Source organism: Microbacterium sp., from assembly GCF_052102115.1.
Classification (GTDB): domain Bacteria; phylum Actinomycetota; class Actinomycetes; order Actinomycetales; family Microbacteriaceae; genus Microbacterium.
Genome location: NZ_JBQDVP010000019.1, coordinates 26226 through 51751, shown reverse-complemented (window position 1 = coordinate 51751; position 25526 = coordinate 26226). Strand labels below are relative to the sequence as shown.

28 protein-coding genes are annotated in these 25526 nt (G+C 66.9%); 12 read left to right on the top strand and 16 right to left on the bottom strand.

The features are described 5' to 3' along the window. Nucleotides 1-153: 153 nt before the first annotated feature. From ACTICP_RS08200 to ACTICP_RS08190, 3 genes are read left to right on the top strand one after another with little or no spacing between them, the layout of a single operon-like run. Nucleotides 154-1449 carry a quaternary amine ABC transporter ATP-binding protein gene (locus ACTICP_RS08200; protein ID WP_441891247.1) on the top strand — a complete coding sequence of 432 codons (1296 nt, stop codon included), beginning with the start codon at nt 154-156 and terminating at the stop codon, nt 1447-1449. Then, nucleotides 1449-2369: an ABC transporter permease gene (locus ACTICP_RS08195; RefSeq protein ID WP_441891245.1), complete on the top strand. Its 921-nt coding sequence runs from the start codon at nt 1449-1451 to the stop codon at nt 2367-2369. Before ACTICP_RS08200 ends, ACTICP_RS08195 begins: the two co-directional genes overlap by 1 nt. 48 nt (nt 2370-2417) lie before the next feature. Then, nucleotides 2418-3332, top strand: a complete 915-nt coding sequence (locus tag ACTICP_RS08190; protein WP_441891243.1) for a glycine betaine ABC transporter substrate-binding protein — start codon at nt 2418-2420, stop codon at nt 3330-3332. Nucleotides 3333-3421: 89 nt separating this feature from the next. Here ACTICP_RS08190 and ACTICP_RS08185 read toward each other — a convergent pair whose 3' ends face one another. After that, nucleotides 3422-4186, bottom strand: a complete 765-nt coding sequence (locus ACTICP_RS08185; protein ID WP_441891241.1) for a hypothetical protein — start codon at nt 4184-4186, stop codon at nt 3422-3424. A 28-nt stretch (nt 4187-4214) separates the two neighbouring features. Further along, nucleotides 4215-4877, bottom strand: coding sequence for a response regulator (locus ACTICP_RS08180; protein ID WP_441891239.1), 663 nt, complete (start codon nt 4875-4877; stop codon nt 4215-4217). 47 nt (nt 4878-4924) lie between these two features. Between ACTICP_RS08180 and ACTICP_RS08175 the strand changes: the two genes are divergently transcribed. Next, nucleotides 4925-5083: a multicopper oxidase domain-containing protein gene (locus ACTICP_RS08175; RefSeq protein ID WP_441891237.1), complete on the top strand. Its 159-nt coding sequence runs from the start codon at nt 4925-4927 to the stop codon at nt 5081-5083. Nucleotides 5084-5200: 117 nt separating this feature from the next. Then, on the top strand, nt 5201-6256 hold the full coding sequence (gene gnd, locus ACTICP_RS08170) for a phosphogluconate dehydrogenase (NAD(+)-dependent, decarboxylating) (RefSeq protein ID WP_441891235.1): 1056 nt from the start codon (nt 5201-5203) through the stop codon (nt 6254-6256). Between the two features lie 81 nt (nt 6257-6337). Here the strand turns inward: gnd and ACTICP_RS08165 are convergent, their stop codons facing one another. Beyond that, entirely contained in the window at nt 6338-6754 is a 417-nt protein-coding gene (locus ACTICP_RS08165) for an META domain-containing protein (protein WP_441891233.1), read from the bottom strand. Between the two features lie 282 nt (nt 6755-7036). Here ACTICP_RS08165 and ACTICP_RS08160 point away from each other — a divergent pair, with 282 nt between their 5' ends. Next, nucleotides 7037-9241 (top strand): S1 family peptidase, encoded by a 2205-nt coding sequence (locus ACTICP_RS08160; RefSeq protein ID WP_441891231.1) that lies wholly within the window; start codon nt 7037-7039, stop codon nt 9239-9241. A gap of 148 nt (nt 9242-9389) precedes the next feature. Here ACTICP_RS08160 and ACTICP_RS08155 read toward each other — a convergent pair whose 3' ends face one another. The 6 genes from ACTICP_RS08155 to ACTICP_RS08130 all read right to left on the bottom strand — a co-directional run bounded on the left by ACTICP_RS08155 (nt 9390) and on the right by ACTICP_RS08130 (nt 14694). After that, nucleotides 9390-9743, bottom strand: coding sequence for a TraR/DksA family transcriptional regulator (locus tag ACTICP_RS08155; RefSeq protein ID WP_441891229.1), 354 nt, complete (start codon nt 9741-9743; stop codon nt 9390-9392). A gap of 195 nt (nt 9744-9938) precedes the next feature. Next, nucleotides 9939-10658, bottom strand: coding sequence for a DUF2786 domain-containing protein (locus ACTICP_RS08150; RefSeq protein WP_441891227.1), 720 nt, complete (start codon nt 10656-10658; stop codon nt 9939-9941). A gap of 188 nt (nt 10659-10846) precedes the next feature. Next, on the bottom strand, nt 10847-11047 hold the full coding sequence (locus tag ACTICP_RS08145; RefSeq protein WP_441891225.1) for a hypothetical protein: 201 nt from the start codon (nt 11045-11047) through the stop codon (nt 10847-10849). 40 nt (nt 11048-11087) lie between these two features. Further along, a complete protein-coding gene (gene purL, locus ACTICP_RS08140; protein WP_441891223.1) occupies nt 11088-13418 on the bottom strand; it encodes a phosphoribosylformylglycinamidine synthase subunit PurL in 2331 nt (776 codons plus the stop codon). Nucleotides 13419-13522: 104 nt separating this feature from the next. Next, nucleotides 13523-14149 (bottom strand): hypothetical protein, encoded by a 627-nt coding sequence (locus ACTICP_RS08135; RefSeq protein ID WP_441891221.1) that lies wholly within the window; start codon nt 14147-14149, stop codon nt 13523-13525. Continuing rightward, complete coding sequence (locus ACTICP_RS08130) at nt 14149-14694, bottom strand: large exoprotein (RefSeq protein ID WP_441891219.1); 546 nt, start codon at nt 14692-14694, stop codon at nt 14149-14151. The genes ACTICP_RS08135 and ACTICP_RS08130 overlap by 1 nt, the downstream gene beginning before the upstream one ends. A gap of 190 nt (nt 14695-14884) precedes the next feature. Here ACTICP_RS08130 and ACTICP_RS08125 point away from each other — a divergent pair, with 190 nt between their 5' ends. Further along, nucleotides 14885-15373 (top strand): hypothetical protein, encoded by a 489-nt coding sequence (locus ACTICP_RS08125; RefSeq protein ID WP_441891217.1) that lies wholly within the window; start codon nt 14885-14887, stop codon nt 15371-15373. Here the strand turns inward: ACTICP_RS08125 and ACTICP_RS08120 are convergent. Next, nucleotides 15348-18500: a BTAD domain-containing putative transcriptional regulator gene (locus ACTICP_RS08120; RefSeq protein WP_441891215.1), complete on the bottom strand. Its 3153-nt coding sequence runs from the start codon at nt 18498-18500 to the stop codon at nt 15348-15350. The two genes, ACTICP_RS08125 and ACTICP_RS08120, sit on opposite strands and share 26 nt — an antisense overlap. Before the next feature lie 149 nt (nt 18501-18649). Next, nucleotides 18650-19252, bottom strand: a complete 603-nt coding sequence (locus tag ACTICP_RS08115; RefSeq protein WP_441891213.1) for a biotin transporter BioY — start codon at nt 19250-19252, stop codon at nt 18650-18652. 72 nt (nt 19253-19324) lie between these two features. On the opposite strand from ACTICP_RS08115, the gene ACTICP_RS08110 reads away from it, so the two are divergent. Both ACTICP_RS08110 and ACTICP_RS08105 read left to right on the top strand, forming a co-directional pair. Continuing rightward, complete coding sequence (locus ACTICP_RS08110; protein ID WP_441891211.1) at nt 19325-19912, top strand: TetR family transcriptional regulator; 588 nt, start codon at nt 19325-19327, stop codon at nt 19910-19912. Then, complete coding sequence (locus ACTICP_RS08105; protein WP_441891209.1) at nt 19909-20085, top strand: hypothetical protein; 177 nt, start codon at nt 19909-19911, stop codon at nt 20083-20085. The genes ACTICP_RS08110 and ACTICP_RS08105 overlap by 4 nt, the downstream gene beginning before the upstream one ends. Nucleotides 20086-20088: 3 nt before the next feature. Here the strand turns inward: ACTICP_RS08105 and ACTICP_RS08100 are convergent, their stop codons facing one another. The 3 genes from ACTICP_RS08100 to ACTICP_RS08090 form a co-directional block, all read right to left on the bottom strand. Continuing rightward, the gene (locus ACTICP_RS08100; protein ID WP_441891207.1) at nt 20089-20463 is read right to left on the bottom strand and encodes a nuclear transport factor 2 family protein; all 375 of its coding nucleotides are present in this window, start codon (nt 20461-20463) and stop codon (nt 20089-20091) included. A 112-nt stretch (nt 20464-20575) separates the two neighbouring features. Then, on the bottom strand, nt 20576-21064 hold the full coding sequence (locus ACTICP_RS08095) for a DoxX family membrane protein (protein WP_441891205.1): 489 nt from the start codon (nt 21062-21064) through the stop codon (nt 20576-20578). Further along, nucleotides 21061-21519: a DM13 domain-containing protein gene (locus ACTICP_RS08090; protein ID WP_441891203.1), complete on the bottom strand. Its 459-nt coding sequence runs from the start codon at nt 21517-21519 to the stop codon at nt 21061-21063. Before ACTICP_RS08090 ends, ACTICP_RS08095 begins: the two co-directional genes overlap by 4 nt. Nucleotides 21520-21664: 145 nt before the next feature. Between ACTICP_RS08090 and ACTICP_RS08085 the strand changes: the two genes are divergently transcribed. Continuing rightward, nucleotides 21665-22363 carry a response regulator transcription factor gene (locus tag ACTICP_RS08085; protein ID WP_441891201.1) on the top strand — a complete coding sequence of 233 codons (699 nt, stop codon included), beginning with the start codon at nt 21665-21667 and terminating at the stop codon, nt 22361-22363. Then, entirely contained in the window at nt 22360-23508 is a 1149-nt protein-coding gene (locus ACTICP_RS08080; RefSeq protein ID WP_441891199.1) for a sensor histidine kinase, read from the top strand. The genes ACTICP_RS08085 and ACTICP_RS08080 overlap by 4 nt, the downstream gene beginning before the upstream one ends. A gap of 34 nt (nt 23509-23542) precedes the next feature. Here the strand turns inward: ACTICP_RS08080 and ACTICP_RS08075 are convergent, their stop codons facing one another. After that, a complete protein-coding gene (locus ACTICP_RS08075; RefSeq protein ID WP_441891197.1) occupies nt 23543-24049 on the bottom strand; it encodes a DUF4188 domain-containing protein in 507 nt (168 codons plus the stop codon). Nucleotides 24050-24119: 70 nt separating this feature from the next. Here ACTICP_RS08075 and ACTICP_RS08070 point away from each other — a divergent pair, with 70 nt between their 5' ends. Then, entirely contained in the window at nt 24120-24728 is a 609-nt protein-coding gene (locus ACTICP_RS08070) for a MerR family transcriptional regulator (RefSeq protein WP_441891195.1), read from the top strand. A gap of 26 nt (nt 24729-24754) precedes the next feature. Here ACTICP_RS08070 and ACTICP_RS08065 read toward each other — a convergent pair whose 3' ends face one another. Then, the gene (locus ACTICP_RS08065; protein WP_441891193.1) at nt 24755-25519 is read right to left on the bottom strand and encodes a carboxymuconolactone decarboxylase family protein; all 765 of its coding nucleotides are present in this window, start codon (nt 25517-25519) and stop codon (nt 24755-24757) included. Between the last annotated feature and the right edge of the window lie 7 nt (nt 25520-25526).

Sequence of the window (25526 nt, the reverse complement as noted above, 5' to 3'; positions counted from 1 at the left end):
GGGCGTGGACGTATGGTCGGTGTTCTTTACGGGGAGTCCGAAACTCGTCGTCCGAGCCGCTAGCGCAGGGAAGTCGAAACGGCCTTGTGAACACCACCCGGACGCAACCGAGTCGGCTTCGAGACCCGAAGAATCGACAGCCGCGGGGGAAAAGTGACCGAGACCGTTCTTGAAGCGCGCCATCTCTTCAAAGTTTTCGGGCGAAATCCGAAGCAGGCCGTCCAGCGCCTGAAGGCCGGGGAGTCCCGTGCCGACGTGCAGGATGCCGGGACCGCCGCCGTCATCGACGCCAGCTTCACCGTCGAAAAGGGCGAGATCTTCGTCATCATGGGCCTGTCCGGATCGGGCAAGTCCACCATCATCCGCATGCTCAACGGCCTCCACAGCATCACCGACGGCACCGTCGTGATCAACGGCGACCAGATCACCGGCATCCCGTCATCGCGCCTGCGCGAGATCCGCCGTGAGAACGTGTCGATGGTCTTCCAGCACTTCGCGCTGCTGCCGCACCGCACGGTCGCCGACAACGTCGCGTATCCGCTCGAGCTGAAGGGCGTCGACCGCGCCACCCGCCTCGAGAAGGCCCGCGAGGTCCTCGGCATGGTCGGGCTCACCGGCTGGGGCGACAAGCTGCCCAGCCAGTTGTCCGGCGGAATGCAGCAGCGCGTCGGCATCGCCCGCGCGCTCGCCGCAGACACCGAGATCCTGCTCATGGACGAGGCGTTCAGCGCCCTTGACCCGCTGATCCGCCGCGAGATGCAGGAGCAGCTGGTCGAACTGCAGCAGAAGCTGCAGAAGACCATCGTCTTCATCACCCACGACCTCAACGAGGCGATGTTCCTCGGTGACCGCATCGCGGTCATGCGCGATGGCCGGATCGTCCAGATCGGCACGCCGGAGGACATCCTCACCGACCCTGCCAACGAATACGTCGAGCAGTTCGTGCAGGATGTCGACCGGGCGCGTGTGCTCACGGCAGCCAACGTCATGGAGCGTCCGCGCGCGGTCGTTCCCGAGAGCGGCGGACCCCGCGCGGCACTGCACGAGATGCGCGATGCGTACTCCTCGGCGGTGTACGTCGTCGGACGCGACCGCAAGCTGCTGGGCATGATCACCGACCGTGACGCGGTCAAGCTCATCCGCAACGGCGAGAGCTCGCTCCAGTCGATCCTCAAGCCGGTGCCGCAGAGCGTGAACGAGTCCGACGTGCTCGCCGACCTGTTCGTCCCGGCCGCCGAGTCGCGGCTCCCGCTGGCGGTGACAGATTCCGAGGACCGCCTGGTCGGGGTCATCCCGCGCGTGACGCTGCTGACCGCTCTCGGACCCGGCCCGAACGCGACCGGAGAACTGACGATTCCGCTGCAGCCGATACCGACCACGGTCATCGACGAGGTTCTCGGGGAGTCCGCCGACGAAGCGCCGGCCGCCGATGCGAAGGAGGCGAACTGATGGACGGGTTCCGTATTCCGATCGGTGAAGTCGCGGATGTCATCGTCGACTGGATTCGCGACAATCTCAAGATCCTGCTCGACATCATCTCGAACATCGTCGGCTTCCTCGTCGAGGGTCTGGCCGATGTGCTGAACTTCCTGCCCGCGCCGCTGATGATCGTCCTGTTCGCGCTGATCGCCTGGCTGTTCCGTTCGTGGCAGCTCGCGGTGGGAACCGCGGTGACCTTCACCATCATCGTCGGCATGGATCAGTGGGATCACGCGATGGAGACTCTGGCGCTGGTGCTCATCGCCGCGCTGGTGACCGTGGCGATCTCCGTTCCTCTCGGGATCTGGGCCGCACGCAACGACCGCGTCAGCGCGTTCGTGAAGCCCGTGCTCGACTTCATGCAGACGATGCCCTCGATGGTGTATCTGATCCCGGTGATCGTGTTCTTCGGCGTCGGCTTCGTGCCGGGCGTGATCGCGACCGTGATCTTCTCGCTGCCCCCCGGCGTGCGATTGACTGAGCTGGGCATCCGCGGCGTGGACTCTGAGACCGTCGAGGCCGGGCACGCATTCGGCGCCGCCCCGGGGCAGATCCTGCGCGGCATCCAGCTTCCGCTCGCGATGCCGACCATCATGGCCGGTATCAACCAGGTCATCATGCTCGCCCTGTCGATGGCCGTCATCGCCGGTATCGGCGGTGCCAACGGTCTGGGTAAGGAAGTTGCAGCGGCCCTGTCGACCATCAACATCCCTCAGGGTGTTGAGGCCGGTCTCGGCGTGGTGTTCATCGCCATCTTCCTCGATCGCGTCACCGCGGCCCTCGGCGACCCGAGCTCGCAGAAGTCGTCGCTGCTGGGAATCCTGGCGCGCCGCCGCGCCGCGAAGAGCGCAGCGCAGGCAGATGCCGCGGCGCAGACCGTTCCTGCATGACCCCCTGAACCCATACGAAACGCAGCAGAAGATACGAAAGGAAGCACCATGAAGAAGTTCCGGCACATCACAGCCATCACAGCAATCGGTGTCACCGCATCCCTGGCCCTCGCGGGCTGTGCAGGCGGTGGCGGCGACAACGGCGGAGGAGACGACGGCGGCGACCTGGGCACCATCACGCTCGGCTACCTGCCCAGCTGGACCGACGGTCTGAGCATGTCCTACCTCGCGCAGGACCAGCTCGAGAAGCTCGGCTACACGGTCGAGATGGAAGAGATGACCGAGGCTGGTCCGCTGTACACCGGGCTCGCCCAGGGCGACTTCGACGTGTACCCCTCGGCATGGCCCGAGGTGACGCACGCGGCGTACATGGAGCAGTACGGCGACGACCTCGAGGACCTCGGCGCCTACTACGAAGGTGCCGTGCTGACGCTCGCCGTGCCGACGTACATGGACGACATCAACTCGATCGAAGACCTCGCCGGTCAGGCAGACCGCTTCGGTGGACAGATCACCGGCATCGAGCCGGGCGCAGGTCTGACCGCGCAGACCCAGGATTCGGCGATGCCCGAGTACGGTCTCGACGGCGAGTACGAGCTGCTCACCTCGTCGACGGCGGGCATGCTCGCCGAGCTCGACACTGCGTACTCTTCGGAAGAGGACATCGTTGTGACGCTGTGGCGTCCGTTCTGGGCGTACAACGACTGGGACATGAAGGACCTTGAGGACCCGAAGGGCGCCATGGGCGACCCGGAGACGCTCAACTTCATCGCCCACGCCGGTACCAGCGACGAGTTCCCCGAGGCAGCCGAGCTGTTCGGCCAGATCAAGCTGGACGACGAGCAGTACGGTTCGCTCGAGGGCCTGGTCACCAGTGACGAGTACGAGGGCGACCCGGAAGCTGCCGTGGACGCTTGGATCGAGGAGAGCGGCGACCAGTTCGACTGGCTCGTCACCGAGTAATTTCTCATGCTCTCAGGGCGCCGCGACTTCGGTCGCGGCGCCCTTTCTCGTTCACAACGGATGCTGCCGTGTCGGGCGGCCGCCGGATGTCAGACCGCGGGGTCGGGCGGCGCTTGCTTCGCGGCGGGCTCGGGTGCCGGTGAAGCCGTGATCTCGCGGGCGACCTGTTTCTCGAGAACCTCGACGGCGCTGTCGCTGAGCACGATGAGCCCGTCGAGTTCTTCGCGCACCCGCTTGTAGGCGACGTTCCGCTCGGCTTGGGTGGCCGAGTCGTCGACGGCGACCTTCAGCAGCTTCTGGGCCCGATCGAGCTTCTTGCGCTCAGCCTCCGTGAAGGTGGAGTTGCGCAGCCGTTTGGCGTCTTTTTCGGCGACTTCGAAGGCGACGGCGGCGTTGCCGACAGCATCCAGATACTCCGCGACCTGCTGTTCGCTGACCTTGGCGCTCGCCGACGATGGGCGCAGATTGTCGGCGGTCTTCTTCGCCCGCAGGAACGCGGCCGTCAGCGGCTGACGCCCGTCGCTCATGGCGGGGTAGGCGATGAGTTTGGCGACGTCGAGCTCGTAGTCGAGCCAGCGCGCGGTGATCTCGTCATGCTCGGTGAACAGGCGCTCCAGAAGCTCTTTCGACGAGAGCTGAGAGTCGGATGCCACGTCCTTCGGCGGCAGCGCCTGCCCGCGTGCGGCGAGCTGTGCGGTCTTGATCTCGCCCTTGAGCCGCAGCGTCTCGAGTCGGCGTTCGTGCCGGCGCTTCGCTCCCTGCTCCCATGCCTTGGCGGCGCCACCGGCCATCGCCAGGATGGGGAAGATGACCCACCAGGGTACGTGGCTCAGCCATTCGAAGAGCGGTTCCATGATGCGTTCAGCCTAGTGCGCGGCCCCGTCATCGTCCCGGCGTGACCAGACCTGTCTCGTACGCGAGCACGACGAGGGCGGCACGGTCGCGGGCGTGGAGCTTGCCGAGCAGGCGGCTCACATATGTTCGTGCGGTTGCGGGGCTGAGAAAGAGGTCTGCAGCGATCTCGTCATTGGTCCGCCCGCGGCCGACGAGCGTGAGCACTTCGACTTCGCGCTCGCTGAGCCCGTCCAGCGGCGTGCGATCGGGCTCATGCGGACTCTGGCCGACAGCGCGCATCACCACGGCCGTGATCGTGGGCGAAAGCAGGGCGTCACCGCCGGCGACCGTGCGGATCGCGGCACGCAGGCCATCGGGCGAGACGTCTTTGAGCAGGTACCCGGATGCTCCCGAACGGATCGCCTCGTACACGTGCTCGTCCTCGTCGAACGTCGTCAGGATCAGAACACGGATGCCGTCGAGCTCGGCGTCTGCGACGATCGCCTTCGTCGCCTCCAGCCCGTCCATCACCGGCATCCGGATGTCCATCAGCACGACATCGGGCCGCAGCTCGCGCACGCGCGAGAGGCCCGAGCGCCCGTCGGCGGCTTCGCCGACCACCTCGATGTCGCCGTCGCGTTCGACCAAGGGGCGCAGGCCCGCGCGGACGAGCTCCTGATCGTCGACGACCACGACGCGGATGGGGGTCATGCTGCTCCTTCTGCTTCGAGGATTACGCCGACCCGACGATGCCGTACATGTACCACTGCCACATGCTGCTGCACGAGGACGAGGGCATGATGGGCCAGTTCGTCGTCATCGAGCCCGGTGATGAGGATGAGGTTGCGGTGCCCGAGCGTCCAGCGCATGTCGACGACTCGGATGACGGCGCGATCGGCGGTCACGCCGGGCACTGAGGGGTACTTCTCCGAAGTAGGCGCTCGAGTACGAGGTCAAGTGGTGGCATCGCACCGGATGCCGTGCCAGGATGACCACGACTCGGCTCGCGACGAGCCCGAATGTGAGGAGCAGACATGCAACTGGCCATGATCGGACTCGGCAGGATGGGCGCGAACATCGTCCGACGACTCATGAAGGACGGGCACGATTGCGTCGTCTACGACGTCAATGCGGATGCTGTGGCCGCTCTGGTCGCGGAGGGCGCCACGGGCGCGGAGAGCATGGCCGACCTCGCCGCGAAGCTTTCCCCGACCCGCGTCGTGTGGATGATGGTGCCGGCCTCGCTCACCGGCTCCGTCGCCGATGAGGCTGCTGCGGTGCTCGAAGCCGGTGACATCCTCATCGACGGCGGCAACTCGAACTATCGCGACGACGTGCGCCGGGCGAAGGCGATGCGCGAGAAGGGCATCGAGTACGTCGACATCGGCACGAGCGGCGGAGTCTTCGGCCTCGAGCGCGGCTACTGTCTCATGGCCGGCGGCTCGGACACCGCGGTGAACCACATCGAGCCGATCCTCAAGACGATCGCTCCCGGCGTCGGCGAGATCGAGCGCACCCCGGGTCGCACCGGCGACCTCGCGCCCGAGGAGCAGGGGTACCTGCACTGCGGCCCCTCGGGGTCCGGGCACTTCGTGAAGATGGTCCACAACGGCATCGAATACGGCATCATGGCCGCGCTCGCCGAGGGTCTGAACCTGCTCAAGAACGCGGATGCCGGAGTGCGAGAAGCTGAGCATTCCGCCGAGATCGCACCGCTCGAGGAGCCGGAGTTCTATCAGTTCCCGATCGACACGGCTGCGGTCTCCGAGCTCTGGCGGCGCGGATCGGTGATTTCATCATGGCTGCTCGATCTCACCGCGGCAGCGCTGAGCGAGGACCCCACGCTCGAGGGGCTGGCCGGTCGCGTCTCCGACTCGGGTGAGGGCCGCTGGACCGTCAAGGCCGCCGTCGACGTCGGCGTTCCGGTTCCGGTGCTCGCAGCATCCCTGTTCGAGCGGTTCGCGTCGCGCGACGAAGACCAGTTCGCCAATCAGGTGCTCTCGGCGATGCGCCTGCAGTTCGGCGGGCACCAGGAGCTGCCCGCTGGCGACGTGCTCGAGGCCGGCGCACGCAAGTCCGACTCGCCCTGAAGCGGTTCCCGGGGAGTTGAAAGGAGGAAGTTGCCGACATCAGATCGCTGAGACCGGCAACTTCCTCCTTTCACCGGGCGGTCAGCGGCGGTCGAGCTGGCCGATCGTATCGCCGGAGGAATTCATCGCCACGAGGGTGTCACCGTCGATTTCGACCGAACGGATGCCGCGCAACCAGTCGTCCACGCCCTGGCATGCCTTGAGTGTCGAAGCGAACTTCTCGACCTCGGCGCGTTCGCCGTCGACGGTGTACGTCGTCGAGATTCCGTTGCATCCGTCGCTGCCCGTCACCGTGCCGTCTTCGCCGAACTCGAGGTGCGGTTCACCGGTCGCGTCTGAGCCCCACAGGCCCACGATCTCGGTCGCGATGTCGACGGGTTCGTCGCTCGATGTCGGCGTCGCCCCGGGGCCTGAAGCCGGTGCACAGGCGGTCACGAACATCGCGACAGAACCGGCCAGGAGGGCAGAGAAGATCAGTCTCGTCGCGCGTGTGCTCATGCCGCCATGGTAGCCGCGTAGACGACACCACAAAGTGCATACGCGTGAATAAATGGCTGTTCCGAGGCAAAAACGGGATTTTTCCAGTGAATTTATGAATACTTGGTAAACCAAGGCGCGAAACTGTGAGTGGCCTGGGTAGGGTGTCCTGTGGAGTCTCTGTGGACCGACCCGATCAGGGGCTCTTTCTGCTGGTCGGAACGTGGCTGTCGCTGCGTCTCGGTGGGCACGTATACGTAACCGCAAGATTCATCAGTCACAGAAACAGGACAACAATCGCACATGAAGAACAGAGGGATGGTGCGCCGCCCGCTTGCGTTGACGGCGGCCACGACAATTGCCCTGGGGGGGCTTTTCTTCTCCACACCGGCGTACGCGACTACCGCGGACGAACCGGAGCAGAGCGGAGCGGCGGACGTCACCGCTGAAGAGACGGCTGTCGAAGACGGCGCGGTCTCCACGGAGACTCCGTCTGATGATGTCGCCGTTGCGGCCGACGCTGCCAACATCATCGCCTGGGGCTACAACGCCAGCGGCGACCCCGTCGTCGTGACGGTGGCCGACGAGGTCAACGAGGTCGACGATGCGCAACTCGATTCATTCCTCGCCACCGACGCATTCGAAGCGGATGCTGCAGACCCCATCGTAGCGACGGTCGATGCCGCTCCCGAGTCGTTCGCCGAAGGTGACGTTGTCGGCGGCCAGGGCTACCTCGGCCTCGTTGCGCCGTCCGGCATCGGCGCATGCTCGTTCGGTTTCGCTGCCTGGTCACCGAGCGGCGACCCGGCCATGCTGACCGCCGGCCACTGCGCCACGAGCTGGGAGAACTCGATCCTCTCGATCCCCGGTCAGGACCCCGCGGTCGACGGTCCGGGCTACCTGTTCGAGGAGCCCATCGAGTACGTCGGATCGTTCGGATTCAGCCAGTTCGGCGGACCGGGCAACAGCACCGGCTACGACGAGAACGTGCCTCTTGAAGACCAGCAGTTCACCGACATCGCGGTGATCGACGTCGCGGATGGCTTCACGCCGCTGCCCGAGGTCACCACGTGGGAGTCCGCAACGGACGACCTCTCCTCGCTGGCTGACGACACCGTGAACATCACTTCGGTCGGAAACCCGGTCGCCGGGCCCGTGACGAAGAGCGGCCGCACCACCGGCATGACCCACGGTGAGATCGTCGTCAGTGATGCTGAGGACACGCACATCCTCGACGGGTGGTCGAACATCGACGGTCACATCGTGCGGGGCTTCTCCAGCAACGTTGAGGCCACGCAGGGCGACTCGGGCGGATCCGTCATCCAGGACGGCACCGCGGTCGGCGTCATCAGCGGCGGCGTCACCGCCGAAGACAACGGCGGCGAGCAGTGGACCTGGTCGACGCTTCTCACCGACGCCCTGCCCTACACCGACGGCTACGAGGTGGCGCTGCACATTGACGCCCCCGTCGTCACGGGCCCGGAATCGGGCTCGACCGTCGAGGTCGGCTCGACGGTGACCGGCACCGCTCCTGGCGCTGAGTCCGTCGAGATCACCATGGACGGCTCCACGAGCACCGTCGCGGTCACCGATGGCGCGTTCTCGTTCGCGGCTCCCGGCGAGGTCGGCGACTACACCTACTCGCTGGTCGGCGTGAACGGCTATGACTCCTCCGCTGCGACGGCTTACGAGCTCTCCGTCGAGGAGGCTCCGACTCCGGCACCGGTCATCTCCTCGCCCGCTGACGGCGCCGCCGTCGTCGACGTGGTCACCGAGGTCAGCGGCACTGGCGTGCCGAACGCTGAGGTCGTCGTCACGATCGACGACACCGAGTACACCACCACCGTCGACGGTGCAGGAAACTGGACCGTGGGTGACCTCGAGCTGGGCTACGGCTCGCACACGGTCAGCGCCGTGCAGACCGCGAACGAAGACACGTCGGACGCTGCGACGGTGACCTTCGAGGTCGTGCTGGCAGCGCCCGAAGTGACGTCGATCACTGATGGCACCGCCTTCGCGCACGATGACGCTCCCTCGAACCTCGAGGGCACGGGCATCGACGGTGCGACGGTCACGGTCGAACTGACCGGTGCTGAGCCGGCAGCCGGCGAGGTGCGAGGCTTCGCCGCGACCAACGGCTCCTACACCGCGACGGTGGCCGACGGCGTCTGGTTGGCCGACTTCGGCAGCCAGCTCGAGCCGGGTGCCTACACCGCTCGCGTCACGCAGGCGTTTGACGGCACTTCTTCGGCAGTGACCAGCGTGGCCTTCGAGGTCGTCCCGGCCGATGCCGGCGACGGAGGCGGCAACGGCGGCGGAGACGATGCCGGGAACGGTGGCGGAGACGACGCCGGAAACGGTGGCGACAACGGCACGGGTGACGATGGCAACCTCGCCGCGACCGGTGCGGACATGATCGTCCCGCTCACCGCAGCGGCTGGTGCTCTGGCGCTGCTCGCCGGTGGCATCACGCTGATGATCCGTCGTCGTCAGAACGCTGAGGTCTGATCGCACACGGTCTGATCACACACGTCAAGGCGGGCATCTCGATGAGGTGCCCGCCTTCGGCGTGTCGGAGTGGATCGCGCGGCGTGAAAGGAGGAAGTTGTCGGCCTCGAATCGCTGAGACCGGCAACATCCTCCTTTCAGCGGGCGGTCAGCGGCCGAGCTTCTCGGCGCAAGGCACGCAGAGGTCGGCGAACGGGCGTACGCGCAGGCGTTCGATCGGGATGCGGCGGCCGCAGTTCGCGCAGATGCCGTAGGTTCCGGCATCCATGCGCGCGAGCGCATCGTCGACCTGCTGCAGTTCATCGCGAGCCCCGTCGAGCAGGCCGCTCAGGCGGGACCACTCGGCCGACAGGGGCACGCCTTCCGGATCGTGTTCGTCATCGTCGCTCTGGCTGCTGCGATCGTGCGTGAGCTCGGTGAGCGTGGCGGAGAGCGACTCCGTGCGAGCGTTCGCCTCGCGGCGCAGCACCTCGAGCAGGGTGCGCAGCTCGGTGTCGGTCATGCCCATAGAGTAGCGCTGCCTGCAGACGTACGGATGGCCGTCGATCTGCACGGATGGCTGCGCTGAGCGGGCTACTCGATCCTGGCTCCGTTCACGCTGAGGCGACGCTCGTGGTCGCGCAGAGGACAGGGATCGCGCGCATCCGACCGCTCACGATCCCAGCAAAACCGATCAGGCGCAGCTCGCGGCCGAGGATCATGCTGGGTTCATGACCGTGACCGCGCTCCCGCCGGTGTTCGCCTCGAGACCCGATCGATGCCCGTGCGTGAAAGCTGACCGGTCGGCACCCTGGCGCGCTCGTGCCCGACGATGCGGAATGTCGTCGAACGCGGCATCCACCTGATCCAGGCGATCCGCCAGGACGAGCGCTGTGCTCGACCCCTCTTCCTCCAGGATCGTGGCGCGACTCTCGCGGAGACGCTGGGCGGCTCCGACCCCGAATCCGCGGATGAATCCGCTGCGCGCGCGACGCTTCTCAGTCTCGGAATGCCACCGGTACAACTCCCGTCGGCTCGCCCACCAGGCCCGCATCGCGACCATGGCCTGAACCTCGAGGCTCGCCGTGAGGATCTTCGCCTGCTGCACGTCGGACGTGAAGCCCACGAAGTACAGGATGAATCCGCCGCCCGGCCGCTCCGACTGCATCGGCCTGATCGAACCGAGCGCGAACGCGACATTGCCGCCCAGCTCGCGGATGTCTCGGGCGTAGGAGCCGGTGAAGACCATCTGCTCCTGCACGATCTCTTCGCGTGCCTGGCCGAGCTTCGCCCGCCGCGCATCGAGCCGCGCTTGCTCGATGCCGTACTTCACCATCAGTCGCTCGGCGTGCTCGGTGAGGGCCTCCGCCTCTTCCGGCGTCGTGCTCTCGGCCTTCGCCAGCAGCTTCGCGATCAGATCCATTTTGGATTCGCTCATCGTGTCTCCTTCGTCTGCGATGCCGCTCAGTCTTCGCGGGCACTCCGACATTGGAAGAGGGGATGACGTGATTGGTGGACACTTCGGTGAAATCGGATGCTGTGCAGGACAAGTCGGTTCTCAGCGCGAAGTTCCGCCCGTGGGTGACATTTCCGCCCGCACCAGCGGCGGGTTCAGCGAACGGCGCTTCACCCGAACAGCAGGCTCAGCACCGTTGAGCCGCCGCCGATCAGGATGAGCGAGACGATCGTCACCCAGGCGATGATGCGCATCCGGCGGGTGCGGCGCTGGCCGAGACGCCCGTAGTCCTCCTCGCCGCTGCCCGCGCCGCCGGGGGTGCCGGTGTCGGTGCTCGGGGTGTTGTTGCTGCGGCGTTCGATGTCGCTCATGCGCTGCTGCTCCCGTCGTCGGTGGTTGGCGTGGAGGGCATCACGCCACGGGCTCTGCCACGGTCGGGCCGAAGGCCGCGGGCAGGGTCGCCTGCGACGCCGAGCGCACCTCCGATGCCGAGACCGTGAACAGCCCGGTCACCTCGAGGTCGGCGACGGTGTCGGTCACGCCGATGCGCAGCACCGGGTAGTCGCGCCCCTCGCAGAGTCCGCGGAACTTCACGTCGTCCTCGCGCGGCACCGTCACGATGACGCGGCCGGTCGATTCCGAGAAGAGCGCGGATGCTGCGTCCACACCGTCGCGATCCATCAGCTCGGTCAGCCACACCCGGGCGCCGACGCCGAAGCGCATGACGCCCTCGGCGAGGGCCTGGGCGAGACCGCCCTCAGACACGTCGTGCGCCGACGAGATCAGCCACTCGTCGCGGGCAGCCGACAGGAGCCCGGCGAGACGCTTCTCGCCGGCGAGGTCCACCGCGGGCGGCAGGCCGCCGAGATGCTGGTGCACGGTCTCGGCCCACGCCGAGCCGCTCAGCTCGGTCGAGGTGGTGCCGAGCAGGTAGATGTTCTGCCCCTCGTCCTGCCAGCCCGACGGGATGCGGCGTGAGACATCGTCGATGATCCCGAGCACGCCGACCAGCGGGGTCGGGTGGATCGGGGTGTCACCGGTCTGGTTGTAGAACGAGACGTTGCCGCCGGTGACCGGGGTGCCCAGCTCGTAGCATCCATCGGCGAGGCCGTCGACGGTCTGCCCGAACTGCCACATGACCTCGGGGTTCTCGGGCGAACCGAAGTTCAGGCAGTCGGTGATCGCGGTGGGCTCGGCTCCGGTGACGGCGACGTTGCGGTACGCCTCGGCCAGCGCCAGCTGCGCGCCCGCGTACGGGTCGAGCTGGCAGTAGCGGCCGTTCGCGTCGGTCGAGATCGCGAAGCCCAGCCCCGACTCCTCGTCGACGCGGATCATGCCGGCGTCGTCGGGGAACGCGAGAGCCGTGTTGCCGCCGACATAGTAGTCGTACTGGTTGGTGATCCAGCGGGTGTCGGCGAGGTTCGGCGAAGCGACGAGCGAGAGGAACTGCTCCTTCAGCACCGCGGGCTCAGACGAGCGGGGCAGCAGCTCCGCAGCATCCGCCTGCAGCGCGTCGATCCATGTCGGGTAGGCGACCGGGCGGTCGTAGACCGGGCCGTCGACCGCGACGGTGGAGGGATCGACGTCGACGATGCGCTCGCCCTGCCAGTCGATGACGAGGCGGCCATCGCCGGTGACCTCGCCGAGCACGGACGTCTCGACGTCCCACTTCTGCACGACCTCGAGGAACGCATCCAGCTTCTCGGGAGCGACGATCGCCATCATGCGCTCCTGCGACTCCGACATGAGGATCTCCTCAGCGGTCAGCGACGGGTCGCGCAGCAGCACGTTGTCGAGCGAGACTTTCATGCCGCTGTTGCCGTTGGCCGCGAGTTCAGATGTCGCGCACGAGATGCCGGCCGCACCGAGGTCTTGGATCGCTTCGACGAGCTCGCCGCGGTACAGCTCGAGGCAGCACTCGATGAGCACCTTCTCGGCGAACGGGTCGCCGACCTGCACCGCGGGGCGCTTGGTCGGGCCGCCGTCGTCGAAAGAGTCGGATGCCAGGATGCTCGCGCCGCCGATCCCGTCGCCGCCGGTGCGTGCGCCGAACAGGACGACCTTGTTGCCCACGCCCTCGGCGTTCGCGAGCTTGAGGTCTTCGTGGCGGAGGACGCCGACCGCGAGGGCGTTCACGAGCGGATTGGCCTGATAGACCGCGTCGAAGACCGTTTCGCCGCCGATGTTCGGCAGGCCCAGGCAGTTGCCGTAGAACGAGATGCCGGCGGTGACGCCGTGCACGACCCGGGCGGTGTCGGGGTGGTCGATCGCGCCGAAGCGGAGAGCATCCATCACCGCGACCGGGCGCGCGCCCATCGAGATGATGTCGCGGACGATGCCGCCGACCCCGGTCGCAGCACCCTGGAACGGCTCGATGAAACTCGGGTGATTGTGCGACTCGGCCTTGAAGGTGACCGCCCAGCCCTCGCCGACGTCGATGACGCCCGCGTTCTGGCCCATGCCGACCATGAGACGCTTCTTCATCTCGTCAGAGACCTTCTGGCCGAAGCGGCGCAGGTAATTCTTCGACGACTTGTAGGAGCAGTGCTCCGACCACATCACCGAGTACATCGCCAGCTCGCCCGACGTCGGGCGGCGGCCGAGGATCTCGCGGATGCGGGCGTACTCGTCGTCCTTCAGCCCGAGCGCGCCGTAGGGCTGCTCCTTCTCCGGCGTCGCCTCGGCGTTCGAGACGGAGTCGGGGACGTGCTGACGAGCGGATGCTTCGGGGGCGGTGGTCACGCGCGCTCCAAGTGAAAGAAGAGGTGTGGCGGGGCGCACCCAGTCTACTTGTGTGCGTGGGCGGGGCGGATGCCGCGCAGACAGGCGTCAGCGCAGCATCCCGCTCAGTGCTCCCGATAGAACTCGGTCATTCCCCCGTCAGCGGTCACCGTGAGGGTCTCTGCGTCGCAGGTGAACGTTCCGTTGCTCACGGGTGCTGTTTCGTGATCGGGGGTCATAGTCATCGTCTGTCCGTCGCCGGTGGTGATCGTCATACTGACGACGGAGTTGCCGTCGGTCTCCGTCATCGTGAGGGTGTCACCGGCGAGGCTGTAGGTGCCGACGTCGTCACCGTTGCGCACCATTGTCGCCGTGCCGCCGTCCTGCGCGACCACTGTCGTCCACTCGTCGTAGGTGGTCATGGCCTTGCCCTCTGAATCGAAGGAGAGCACGACAAATCCTGTCACCTCGGCGCCGGCTCCTCCCGACGCGGTGAGGAGAGCCTGGAACGTCTCGTTCTTGAGGTACCAGTTGCCGTGGAGGCACTCCTCGCCATCTGCGACTTCGTCGACCGCTTCTTCGGCGGCGGAGTCTTCCTCTGCGGCGACAGGAGACGTGGCATCCGACGTATCGGAAGTACCCGCAGAGGAAGTTGCGGATGCTTCCTGATCGTCGTCGCCGCACCCGCTCAGCGCAAACATTGTCAGCACGGTGAGTGCGGCTGCGCCGACGCGCATGCGCAGTTCAGGCATCAGACCGCCGGGTTCCCCGGCGCGGCGGTCTCACCAGCCACCGGCGGAACCACGCCCGAGGTCTGCACCGGAACCCCGTCCCACACGGTGCGGTCGGCGAGGAATGCGTTGCCCGCCCACTGCGCGGGTGCCACGGCGGTGTTCCACTGCTCCTTGCCGTAGGCGACGATGCCCAGCCACACCGGCGAGATCAGCCAGAAGGCGACGAATCCCGTCTCTTTGCCGAGCTTCATACCGATGCGGTACGCGGCCACGCCGCCGCCGACGAACAGCGCCAGCGAGAAGATGAACCCGATGCCGATCCAGCTGAGCAGGATCGATCCGCCGAAGCAGTAGAGCACGAGCCAGGGGCTGAGGTCGCCGAGCTTGAAGAACACCATGAAGTTGTACACGGGCACCCATGCCCGCCACGTTCCCTGCACTCCTGCCTTCGCGAAGAGCTTGGACATGAAGAATGCCGTGATGGCGTAGACGAGTACGCCGACGATGATCATGCCGACGAGTGCTGCCATATAGGCGGCGAGCATGCCTGAGTAGATTTCCATGGTCTCCCCTTGCCGATGCGCTGTGTGTGCATTGTCGCTGTGCATCGACATGCAACCAGGCGTCGCTCACAGATCGCTCACGTGCGTCAGGGCGGCACCTCGCGTGAGCCGCGTGTGAGCGTACGGTGCTGGAATGTGCGCAGAGGGCCGGTCGGAGCGCCCTGAGAGAAGGAAAATTATGGGAGAAACAATGAGGCGCAGGTCCGCCCCCGCTCGAGCGGCTGGCGGCGCGCTCGCCATCGTCGTCACCGTGATGCTGACCGGATGCTTCGCCAATCCGCTCGATGCCATCGTTGAGCAGGCGAGTGAGGAGACGGCGAAGAATACGGCAGAAGAGCTCATCGAGGGGATGACCGGCGGCGAGGCGGGTATCGAGCTCGGCGGGCTGCCCGAGGGCTTCCCCGAGGAGATACCCCTGGTCTCCGACAACATTCTTCAGAGCATGACGATGCCCGAGGGCACGATGGTGGTCGTGGAGGATCCGCGGAATATGGGCGAAGTCGCCGCACAGGTGAAGTCAGACTTCGCCGACTGGGAAGAAGTGGCATTCACCGATATGGAACAGCTGGTCAGTGCCGGTTATAAGAAGGGTTCGCTCGGCGTCAATGTGAGCATCATGGGTGAAGAGGGCTCGCCGACGAGGGTGGGCTACATCATCCCGAATGAAGAGGCGGAGTAACCGGGTTCGACCACAGCGCCAGCGACCGCCCCGCCGTTGCAGAATGGTCGGACCGCCCCAGCGTCAGCCAGATATCGAAGGCGGTTGACAGCATCCCGAGCGTTTCGGCTTCTCGGGCGACCTCGTCGAGGGCGATGAGGTCTCCGGATGCTGTCACCACCGCGTGGCGCACCAGAAACGCCAACAGGCCACCGTGGCCGATCGTGCTGGCTTCCTTCAGCACGGCGATCGCGTCGTTCAGGGCGTCGGTGCCACCGGTGGCGGCGATCGCCTTCACCGCACAGTGCGCCAGCAGCCCGGCGAAGAAGGTGTGCTGGGCTGCCAGCAGCCAGCGCGCCGAATCGAGCAGCAGGCGCGCGGCGGCCGCCCTTCGGCCGGCACAGTTCTCGCGCCAGGCGTCGGCCCACGCCCGGAGCAGGACGACCTTCGGGTCGGTGTCGGCGGCGGGAGGGACGGCATCGAAGCGCGCCTCTGCTTCATCGGCGTGGCCGGCGGCGAGAGCTGTGCCGCCGGCGAGTGCGAGAGCCGCGGGGAACAGCCCTGACGTGTCGCGCCATTCAAGGTGCACGGCAGCAGCGGCTGCCCGCTCATACGCGTCTTGCACGTCGCCGCAGAGCAGGTCGATGAGGGCGAGCCCATACTCCCAGCTGCCGAGGGCTTCGGGAGCGTGCACGTCGGTGTCGGCGATGGCCTCGTCGAAGCGCCGCCGGGTGGCCGTGATATCGCCGGTATTCGACAGTGCCATGATCGCGATGAGTTCGATGAGCGATTCCCCGCCGGGAACCAGTGCGATGATCTCGGCCGGCGCGTGGTGCAGTCGCTGCAGGGACAGGGTGGCATCTTCGAGGGGACCGGTGACGACGCCGGCATTCGCCGCGGTGATGAGGCCGCGAACGGCCACCGCGTCGGTGGTGTCTCCCGGGGCGTCCGCGATTTCACGAGTCTGCCCGGCGATCACTGACCAGCGAAGCGCATCGCGCTGAAGGTGGGCGATCTCGGTCGGATCGTCCATCCCGCCGAGCACGCGTTCGATGATGGCGAGGGCGGCGGCAGCGTCGTGGTGGCGCAGACCGATGTGCTGCGCGTGGGCGGCCGCCGCCGCGGTCTGCTCTTCGGGCGTTTTCGCCGTGTGCTCAGCGGTCGCGAAGTGCGCGGCAGCCGTGTCGGGATCACCCAGCATGGATGCCGCGATGCCGGCGATCCGGTGGGCGGCGGTGTTGTCGGACTCGATGTCGATGACCGCTGCCGCCGCGCGCTTGGCGAGGCGCTCGTCGAACGCGCCGAGCGCGTACTGTGCGAGCTCCAGGCTGGCCTCGACCTCGACGGGTTCGCCGAGGTCGAGCATGAGAATCTGTGCGCGGCGGCGGACAGCGGGGAATGCGGCAGCTTCGTCGCTTCGGAGCACGTCGAGAACTTCCAGCGACAGCTCACGCCACAGTGCGTCACTGCATCGACCGCGGAGGAACTCGCCGTCCAGCGGATGCGAGAGCCGAAGCCACCCCGGAGCCGAATAGTCCACGACACCTGCGCGTGCCAGCATCCGCCGTTCGGCGTTCTCCAGTGCCGAGGCCGGGTGTTCTCCGGCGATGGCGATTCTCGCGGCGGCTTCGATACTGGCATCGTCGAGGCCGCTGTAGCGCTCGCCGACGAGGTGAGTGAGCCGTTTCGTCGAGGCGGGTTCGTCCTGCAGCTCCCAGCCGTGTTCGGTGCGCACGAGACGGTTCTCGTTCACCGACGCGGTGAGGATCTCGCGCAGGTGCAGCGGGTTGCCCTGCGCCAGCGAGAAGATGCGGGGACGAGATGCGGGGGTGAGCGCACCGCCGATGGTGTGCAGCACGAGCTCGTCGGCATCGGCTGAGGTGAGCGGCGCGACGGTGATCTCACCGATATCGCCGCTGTCGTACAGGGCACGGATGTCGTCGGGGGCACCCCCGAGATCGGTGGCGGTGAGGATCATCGGCAGGCGTGAGTTGCGAATGAGCTGGCTGATGACGAAGAGGGATGCCTCATCGAGCTGTTCGACGTTGTCGACCAGCAGCACAGAGGTCGAGCGGTGGCGGGTGAAATGGTCGACGAGCGCTGCGGGCGTCATCCACTTCTCGGGCAGGACGCCGGCGAAGATGCCGAGCGGTACGGCGTTGCTGAGCGGAGTAGCGGTCAGCAGTGACACGGCGCGGCGCTGGGCTTCGAACTGGGCTCGGATGGCACGGAGCAGATGTGTCTTGCCGATGCCGTCCGGCCCGGTCAGCACTGGCATACGCCCGTCCCGAACGACGGCCGCGAGCACATCTGGTTGATTCGACGTGATGCAATGCACCGGGGCATCCGCGATCGCGGCGTCGACCTTGCCTGCCTGCGCCTCGGCGAGTGTCGTGCTCGAAAGGCGCAGTAGCGACGCCGGCGGTTGATCCTGAAGCACACCCAAGTGCAGTCGGCTGAGCTCGCTGCTCGGCTCGACCCCCAGTTGCTCGGCGAAGGTGGCGCGGGCACGGGAGAACGCGTCGAGTGCTTCCTGGATGCGTCCATCGCAGTACAGCGCGGCGATCAGCTGACTCCAGTGGCGTTCTGCGAGCGGGTTCTCCTCGAGCAGCGCGTGAAGTTCGGAGACGACCGGGGCGCTGCGTCCGAGGGCGAGATCGAGGTCGATGCGGTCTGCCATCGCTGACGCCCAGAGCTTCTCGAGCCGCACGGACTCGACGCGCAATGCGGTCAGATCGTGCAGACCGGAGAACGGCGTGCCGTTCCACAGGTCGAGTCCGTCGCCGATCAGCGCAGCGGCCTGCGGAAAGTCGCCGTCGGCCAGCGATGTGCCACCGAGCTGCAGGAGGTGCTCGAACCGCGCAGCATCCGTTTGGATGTCGGCCGGATCGATCCGGTACCCGCCGTCGAGCCATTCGATCTCGATGGGCACGGCCGAGCGCAGTCGGGAGACTCGGGCCTGGAGCGCATGCGCCGGATCGCGCGGGGGCTCGTCCCAGAGCTCATCGATCAGACGCTCAGTCGGGAGTGCGCGGCCGCGCGACACCACCAGGCGCGCGAGAAGACCGCGTTGCTTCGCACCCCCGAGCGGATGTTCTCGCCCCCTGGTGCTGGCCTTCACAGATCCGAGGACGGACACGTCCAGCACGTCTTCACCCCTCCCCCGATAGAGCTCGGGGTCACCATAGCAGTGCACGCATACCCGCGAGAATCAGTTCGCCGCATGAGAATCGCGCGCTCGGGCTGAGTCTCGTGCAGGAAAGTGATTCTCGAGGCCGGCGGGCGCGCGGGCGAACGTCAGCGCCGCGTGCGGTCGACGATGCGCCAGGTCGCCGGCAGCAGTGCGGACATCCCGGCGATCTTGATCGCGTCGCCGATGAGGAACGGCACGACGCCGAGCATCAGCGCGGTGGCGAGATCGACGCCGAGGAATGCCGCGAGCCACGGCACGCCGAACGCGTAGATCGCAAGCGTTCCGAGGGTCGCGAGACCGAGGGTCGACCAGACGGTGCGGTCGGAGCGATGCCGGGCCAGGATGCCGACGAGCAGAGTCGCGGCGACGTAGCCGAGGATGTACCCGAACGACGAGAACGCCCACCCCGACGAACCGTTCGCGAACAGCGGCACCCCAACGAGGCCGAGCGCGAGGTAAGCCCCGGCGCTCAGGCCGCCGCGGAGCGGGCCGAGGGCGGCTCCGGTCAGCAGCACGGCGAAGGTGGCGAGCGAGAGCGGCACCGGTGTGAACGGCAGTGGGATGACGATGAACCCGGCGACGGTGATGAACGCCGTACCGGCGAGCGTGAGGATCACATCGCGGATGCGCGCGCTGTGCGGCGAGCCGGCGCGGATGAGGTCGGCCAGGACGGGGACGCGGTCGAGATGGGCGGCGGGTGCGGACATGGTTCCTCCTGAAGCATTGGCAGCGCTCTCTTGAACACTGTTCTACAGAACACTGTTCGGTAGAGTAGCAGGATGCATGCCGCACCAGCATCCGCTCGCAATGACAAGCCCGCCGTCGTCGCCGCGGCCATGCGCGTGCTGGCCGACAGCGGCCTACCGGGTCTCTCGATGCGCCGCATCGCCGACGAGGTCGACGTGCAGGTCAGCGCGCTGTACTGGCACTTCCCGAACAAACAGGCACTGCTCGCGGCGGTGAGTGCGCAGATCGTCGGTTCCGCGTCGGAGGGGCGCGGCGAGGATGCCGCGGCGATCGCACGCGGCCTGCGCAATCGCCTGCTGGCGCACCAGGACGGCGCTGAGATCGTCTCCAGTTCGCTCGCGCTCGGCCTGCTCGAACTGCCAGCCCGCGCCGCGCTGGTGCGTGCGGCCCGCGAAATCGGACTGGCGGATGCTGCGGCCGAGGTCGCCGCCGACACCATCGTGCACTACGTGATCGGCTACACGTTCCATGAGCAGCAGCGGTTGCACGCGGCGGTCGTCGGCGCGGCGGATGCATCCGCCGATCTCGCTCCGTCTCAGGTCGACGAGCCAGCGTCCTTCGATGCGGGGCTCGCGATGATCGTTGCCGGGGTGCGGGCGGCGGTTACGCTGGAAGTGTGAACAAGACCAGCCTGTGGACCATCGTCGGCGTCGTCGTCGCCGTGATCATCGCATGGACCCTCGTCAGCGTCCTGTTCAGCGTGCTGTGGTTCATCGCCAAGCTCGCGGTGGTCGCCGTCGTCGCCGTGGTCGTCTACCTGGCGCTGCGCGGCGCGTTCAGCAAGCAGGAGTAACCCTCACTTCGAGGCAGGGCGGGTTCCGGGCGGCGCCTGCTGCTCGACATCGGTCCACACCTCGGTGAGCTGCACGATGAGGCCTTCTCGCACTCGGACGAAGCTCGCGCATTCGAAGTGCTGAGCTCCGGCGGCATCGCGGCCGGTGACATGGGTTCGGCACGCGGCCTCGGTCGGACCGGCGACGATCTCCTCGATCGTCAGATGCTCGAACCCCGGATAGTCGCGGTTGAAGAGGATCCAGCCCTCGCGGTCGAATGATTCGCCAGTGTGCACGAGGCGGCAGGTGAACTCCGGATGCAGAAAGCCCGCGAGATCGTCCCATCGCCTCTCGTCGATGGCGGTCATGAGTCCTCGCAGCGCTGCTTCGGCATCCATATCGGCAGGCTACGTGCGGCCACCGACATCCCGGTCGGGGGCGCCCCGATCCTGAGTCCCCGACCATCCGCGGTGTCCACCCTGGCGGCATGAACACCGCGCGCTCAGGTTGTCATACAGCATCGCCAGCGACGGCGGTCCCGGCATCCACCCGCGCCCGCCGGTGCCGCCACCAGCCGTCGACGCCGAAACGCCCGGCCCCGGGCACCAGCAGCACGACGGCCGAGAGCACGACCATCACCGGATACTGCGAGGCCAACTGGTCGGCACCCCAGTAGAGCATCAGGGTGCCAATCGATGCGAACGCCGCCAGAGGGGTCAGGATGCCGGCGATGAGCAGGATGCCGAGCAGCACCTCCAGCGCGGGCATCACGATGCCGAACAGTCCGGGCGCAGCATCCATGAATCCCCCGATGGGGGAGAACCACCACGGAGCCCTGCTGTTGCTCGCCGTGCTGTCGACGACGAGCTGGATGTCGGCGGCGCCGAAGCCGGCGCGGTACTTGACTACGCCCTGGATCAGCCAGAGCACCCCGAGGGCGACTCTCGCCGCGCCGCTGATGAGCGACGCGGCGAGAGTCCAGTGCGGCCGAGTCGTCATGACAACTCAGCGGCGCCGAACACCGCTTTGGCCTTGTCGCAGTGGATCACGACGTGCGTGAAGCCGGACGCGTCGACACCAGACAGATCGAACGTCTGCGAAGCGGCGTCGAATGCGACGGTGTCGATCATCGTGCCGGCGGTGACCGCGGCCTCGTCGGTTCCGTTGGTGAGGTAGACGTGCAGGTCGGGGCCCTCGTCGGACGAGAACTCCGAGAGCGTCAGCTCGTCGTCCGTCACGGTCGCGGTGCCCATGACCGCCTTGTCGTTGAGGCCCATGAAGTCTCCGGTCATCTCGGTCGAGGCTTCGGACATGTCGCTGTCGGAGGGCATCGATGATTCCTGCGTCATCGACGAGTCGGACATCGGCTCGGCATCCATCTCGGCCGAGCTGCAGGCGGTGAGCGTCAGCGCGAGCGCGAGGGCTGCGGTGGCGGCGAGTGCGATCTTGCGCATGGGGATTCTCCTGTTCGTGAGCGGCGAGTGCCGCATCGGTTGTGATGCCAAGAACGCTACGAACCCCGGTGGCCGCTGAGGGAAGACCTTTCAGAACCGTAAGAAGCAGGTGGTGCAGGCGCCCGCCGCGGCTAGGGTCGACGGCATGGACGAAACGCCGAGCGTCGTGGTCGTGGAGGATGACCCGACCGTCCGTGCGGCGGTCGGCGCCTACCTCCGAGCCAACGGCTACGCGGTCTCGGAGTACGGCGACGGAGTGTCGGCGCGCGCGGCGCTGGCGGCCGGCATCCCGGACGTCGTCATCGTCGATCGGATGCTGCCGGGCATCAGCGGCGACGAACTGTGCCGTGAGGTGCGCGCCACGTCTGACGTGCCGATCATGATGCTCACGGCCCTCGGACAGGTCGAAGACCGCATCGACGGCCTCGAGTCGGGTGCCGACGACTACCTCGCCAAACCGTTCTCGATGCGCGAGCTGCTGCTGCGCATCGGCGCCATGGTGCGCCGCGCCCGCAGCGCCGAGGCTGCGCGCGGCGAGCTGATCGCCGGCGACTTCCACATCGATCTCACCAGGCGCCGGGTGCTCGTCCGCGGTGTCGAGACGGCGTTCACCGGGCGCGAGTACGAACTGCTGGTGTTCCTCGTGCGCAATCCCGACCGCACGCTGGCTCGTGACGAGATCCTCCGCGAGGTGTGGGGCTGGACGGTCGGCGAGCCGTCGACGGTCACCGTGCATGTGCGCCGCCTCCGCGAGAAGATCGAGGTCGACCCACAGGATCCGCGATATCTGCGTACCGAATGGGGCGTCGGGTACCAGTTCAGCCCGATCGGAGCGCTCGCATGATGGCGCTCACCGCGGGTGATATCGCGATCATCGTTCTGACCAGCCTGCTGTGCGCGGCCGTCGTCGCGGTGATCGCGCTGCTGCTCGTGCGCGTTCTGCGTCGGCACTCGCTGCGTGCTCAGCTGATCGTGGTGTCCAGTGCCGGCGTGGCGGCGATGGCGGCATCCGTCCTCGCGATCTCGGTGCAGATGTACATCTCCGAGCACGACCTCACCGTGCTGGTGTACGTCGTGGGGGCCTCGCTTCTGCTCGGCGTGATCGTCGCGGTCGTCATGGCGCGCGCCGTGCGATCATCGGTCAGCCGCTTCTCGTCGTCGCTCGAGCGGATCGGCGACGGCGGCGCCGTCGAGGCGCAGCGGACCGGCTCGCGCGAACTGGATGACTTGTCGGCCCAGCTGGCCGCGGTCTCGACCAAACTGGATGCTGCGCGCCGCGAACTCGAGCAGCTCGACTCGGCCCGGCGGAGGTTCTTCGCCTGGATCGCCCACGATCTGCGCACGCCGCTCACCGCCGTCCGCGCGCTCGCCGAGACCATCGAGGGCGGCGTTTCGGAGTCGCCGGAGCGCTTCGCCGGCGAGGTGCGCGCCCAGGTCGAGACGATGAGCCGGATGGTCGACGACCTCTTCGAGCTGTCGACGCTGACCTCGGGGGCGGTGCAGCTGCGCACGCAGCAGGTGGACCTGCTCGATGTCGTCTCGGATGCTGTCGCCGATGTCGCGCCCGCTGCACAGCGGCACGGCGTGCGGATCGTCGAGCGCGGCATCGCCGGGCATGTGCTGTGGGCGGACCCGCATCATCTCGGACGCATCGTGGTGAACCTGCTCACGAATGCTGTGCGCCATGCGCCATCGGGCAGCGAGATCGTCATCTCGGCCACCGAGATCGATGGCGGGCGCTTCGTGCTCGGCGTGCTCGACCACGGCGCCGGGGTCGCGATGGAAGACCTCGACCGCATGTTCGACGTCGGCTGGCGAGAGGATGCTGCGCGCACCACAACCGTGGATGATGCCGTGGCCTCTGGTGCTGGGCTCGGACTGTCGATCGCTCGCGGACTGGCCCGTGCGCACGGTGGAGATGTCGTGGCCGAGCGCACCGATGAGGGCTTTCGCATGAACGTGCTGCTGCCGTCCGGCGCGGGGGCCTGACCGCTTCCACCCCGCCGCGTCCGGAGGGGCGCGTTCAGTCCGCTTCCGGCCGCTCACCCGCGACCGTCCGCCCGTCGGTGAACCGTGCTTGCGCGCGGTCGTGGCGCTTGCCGACGGCGACGTGCTCGGTGGCTTTCGCGAGCCCCATCGGCTTGGTTGCGACGTAGACGCTCTCGGCGCGCTCGGTGAGGAACGTCTCGTGCCAGATTCCGACGGCGCCGGGCGCCTTGCGGGCGGCCCGGTTGAACGCGGTCCAGGCTGGTCGGTGCTCCTGCGATGGTGCGGATGCGTACGCGTAGAGCTTCTCGATCGATGACCAGTACTGCACGACGTAGGGACCGCCGTTACCGAAGAGCAGTTCGTACCCGAGGAGTCCGGAGTCGTTCTCCATGGACAGCTCGCGCAGCATCCGAGGCATGGCGACGAAGGCGGGCAACCAGAGGTCTGGCCGCCACCAGCGGTTGATCTGCATTCCGATGTGGAACACGACGAGTTCGCCGTCGTGGCGATGGGTCATGCGGCCTGTGACGATTTTCGACATGGCGTCCTCCTGTCTCGATAGCTTCACTATCTATAGTGGATAGCGGTACTATCGAAGTCAAGAGGTGGCGATGAGAATTTCTGAACTTTCGGCGCAGACCGATGTGCCGGTGCCGACGATCAAGTACTACCTGCGCGAGGGTCTGCTGCCCGAGGGAGAGCGCAGCGCGCCGACGCAGGCCGCATACGGTGACACGCATGTGCGACGGCTGCGTGTCATCCGCGCACTGATCACCGCGGGGGTCAGCATCGCCGAGACGCGTAAGGTGCTCGCCGCGCTGGACGACCCGCCCGAAGACGCCCACCGCCTGCTCGCCACGGCGCACGCCGCGATCACGCCTCCCGCCGATGACTCGCTGGATCTCACTGCCGCGCAGGAAGTCGTCGCGGGCCTGGGCTGGAAACCGGGCATGTGCGATGACGCCGTGCTGCACGAGGTGGCGCGTGCGCTGCAGGGGCTGGAGAACGCCGGATTCGACCTGGCGAACGGAGCGTTGCCGGTGTATCTGCAGAGCATGCGCGATATTGCGGACGTCGAGATCGCCGAGGTTCCGACCGAGTCCGTCGAGGCGGCGGTGCGATACGTCGTGCTCGGGTCGGTGCTGGTCGAGCCGCTGCTGCTCGCGCTGCGCCGCGTGGCGCAGCAGGTCGCGGCGGCGGAGAAGTTCGGGCCGCTGTGAGTCCGTTCGCGCTCAGCCGCGGTCCCTCAGCCGCGGTTTTCAGCCGCGTCAGCCTCCTCGAGAAGTATGGGTGCCGCGGTCGTCACGGCGTGGATACCGAGAACGCTCGCGATCTCCATCACCTCGAGGATTTCCTGTGCCGTCGCTCCGTATCCGATCGCATTCTCGATGTGCAGTTTGAGTCCTTTCACGTACAGATGCGTTGCTGCGGTGTCGAAGGCGATGTAGATCAACTCTTTGATCTTCGGCTCCAGCGTGCCGTTGCGCCACGGAACTGAGGAGAAGTCCGTGTACGCGGCGAATATCTCCGGGTCAAGCTCCAGCATTTCGTCCCAGAACGAGTGCCAATAACCGCGCGTTCGCGTGAACTCGGCCTTGACGTCCTCCTGGTACTCGGTCAGCTCGGCTGCGCCGGTTCGCATCCCCTTCTCCCCGAGAACCTCGACGAGAATCGGCACACCGATGTTCATCGCATGGATGCCCAACGTTGCGGTGCATTCGAGCACCTCCATGATCTCCTGCTTGGTCGCCCCGAGAGCGAGAGCCGCCTTGATGTGCTGACGGATTCCGGGCTCATACAGATGGGTCGCCGCCGCATCGACGGCGATGTACATGAACTCCTTCGTCTTCGCGTCGAGGTGGTTCTTCCGCCAGGGGACGGCGGAGAACTCGAGATACGACCTAAAGAAGGTTGGGTCGAGCTGCAGGATCGACTCCCACGAATCGCCCCACGTCCCGCGCACTTCGATGAACTCTTGCTTCAGTTGTTCTTGTTCGGCAGTCAATGCCATGATCTTC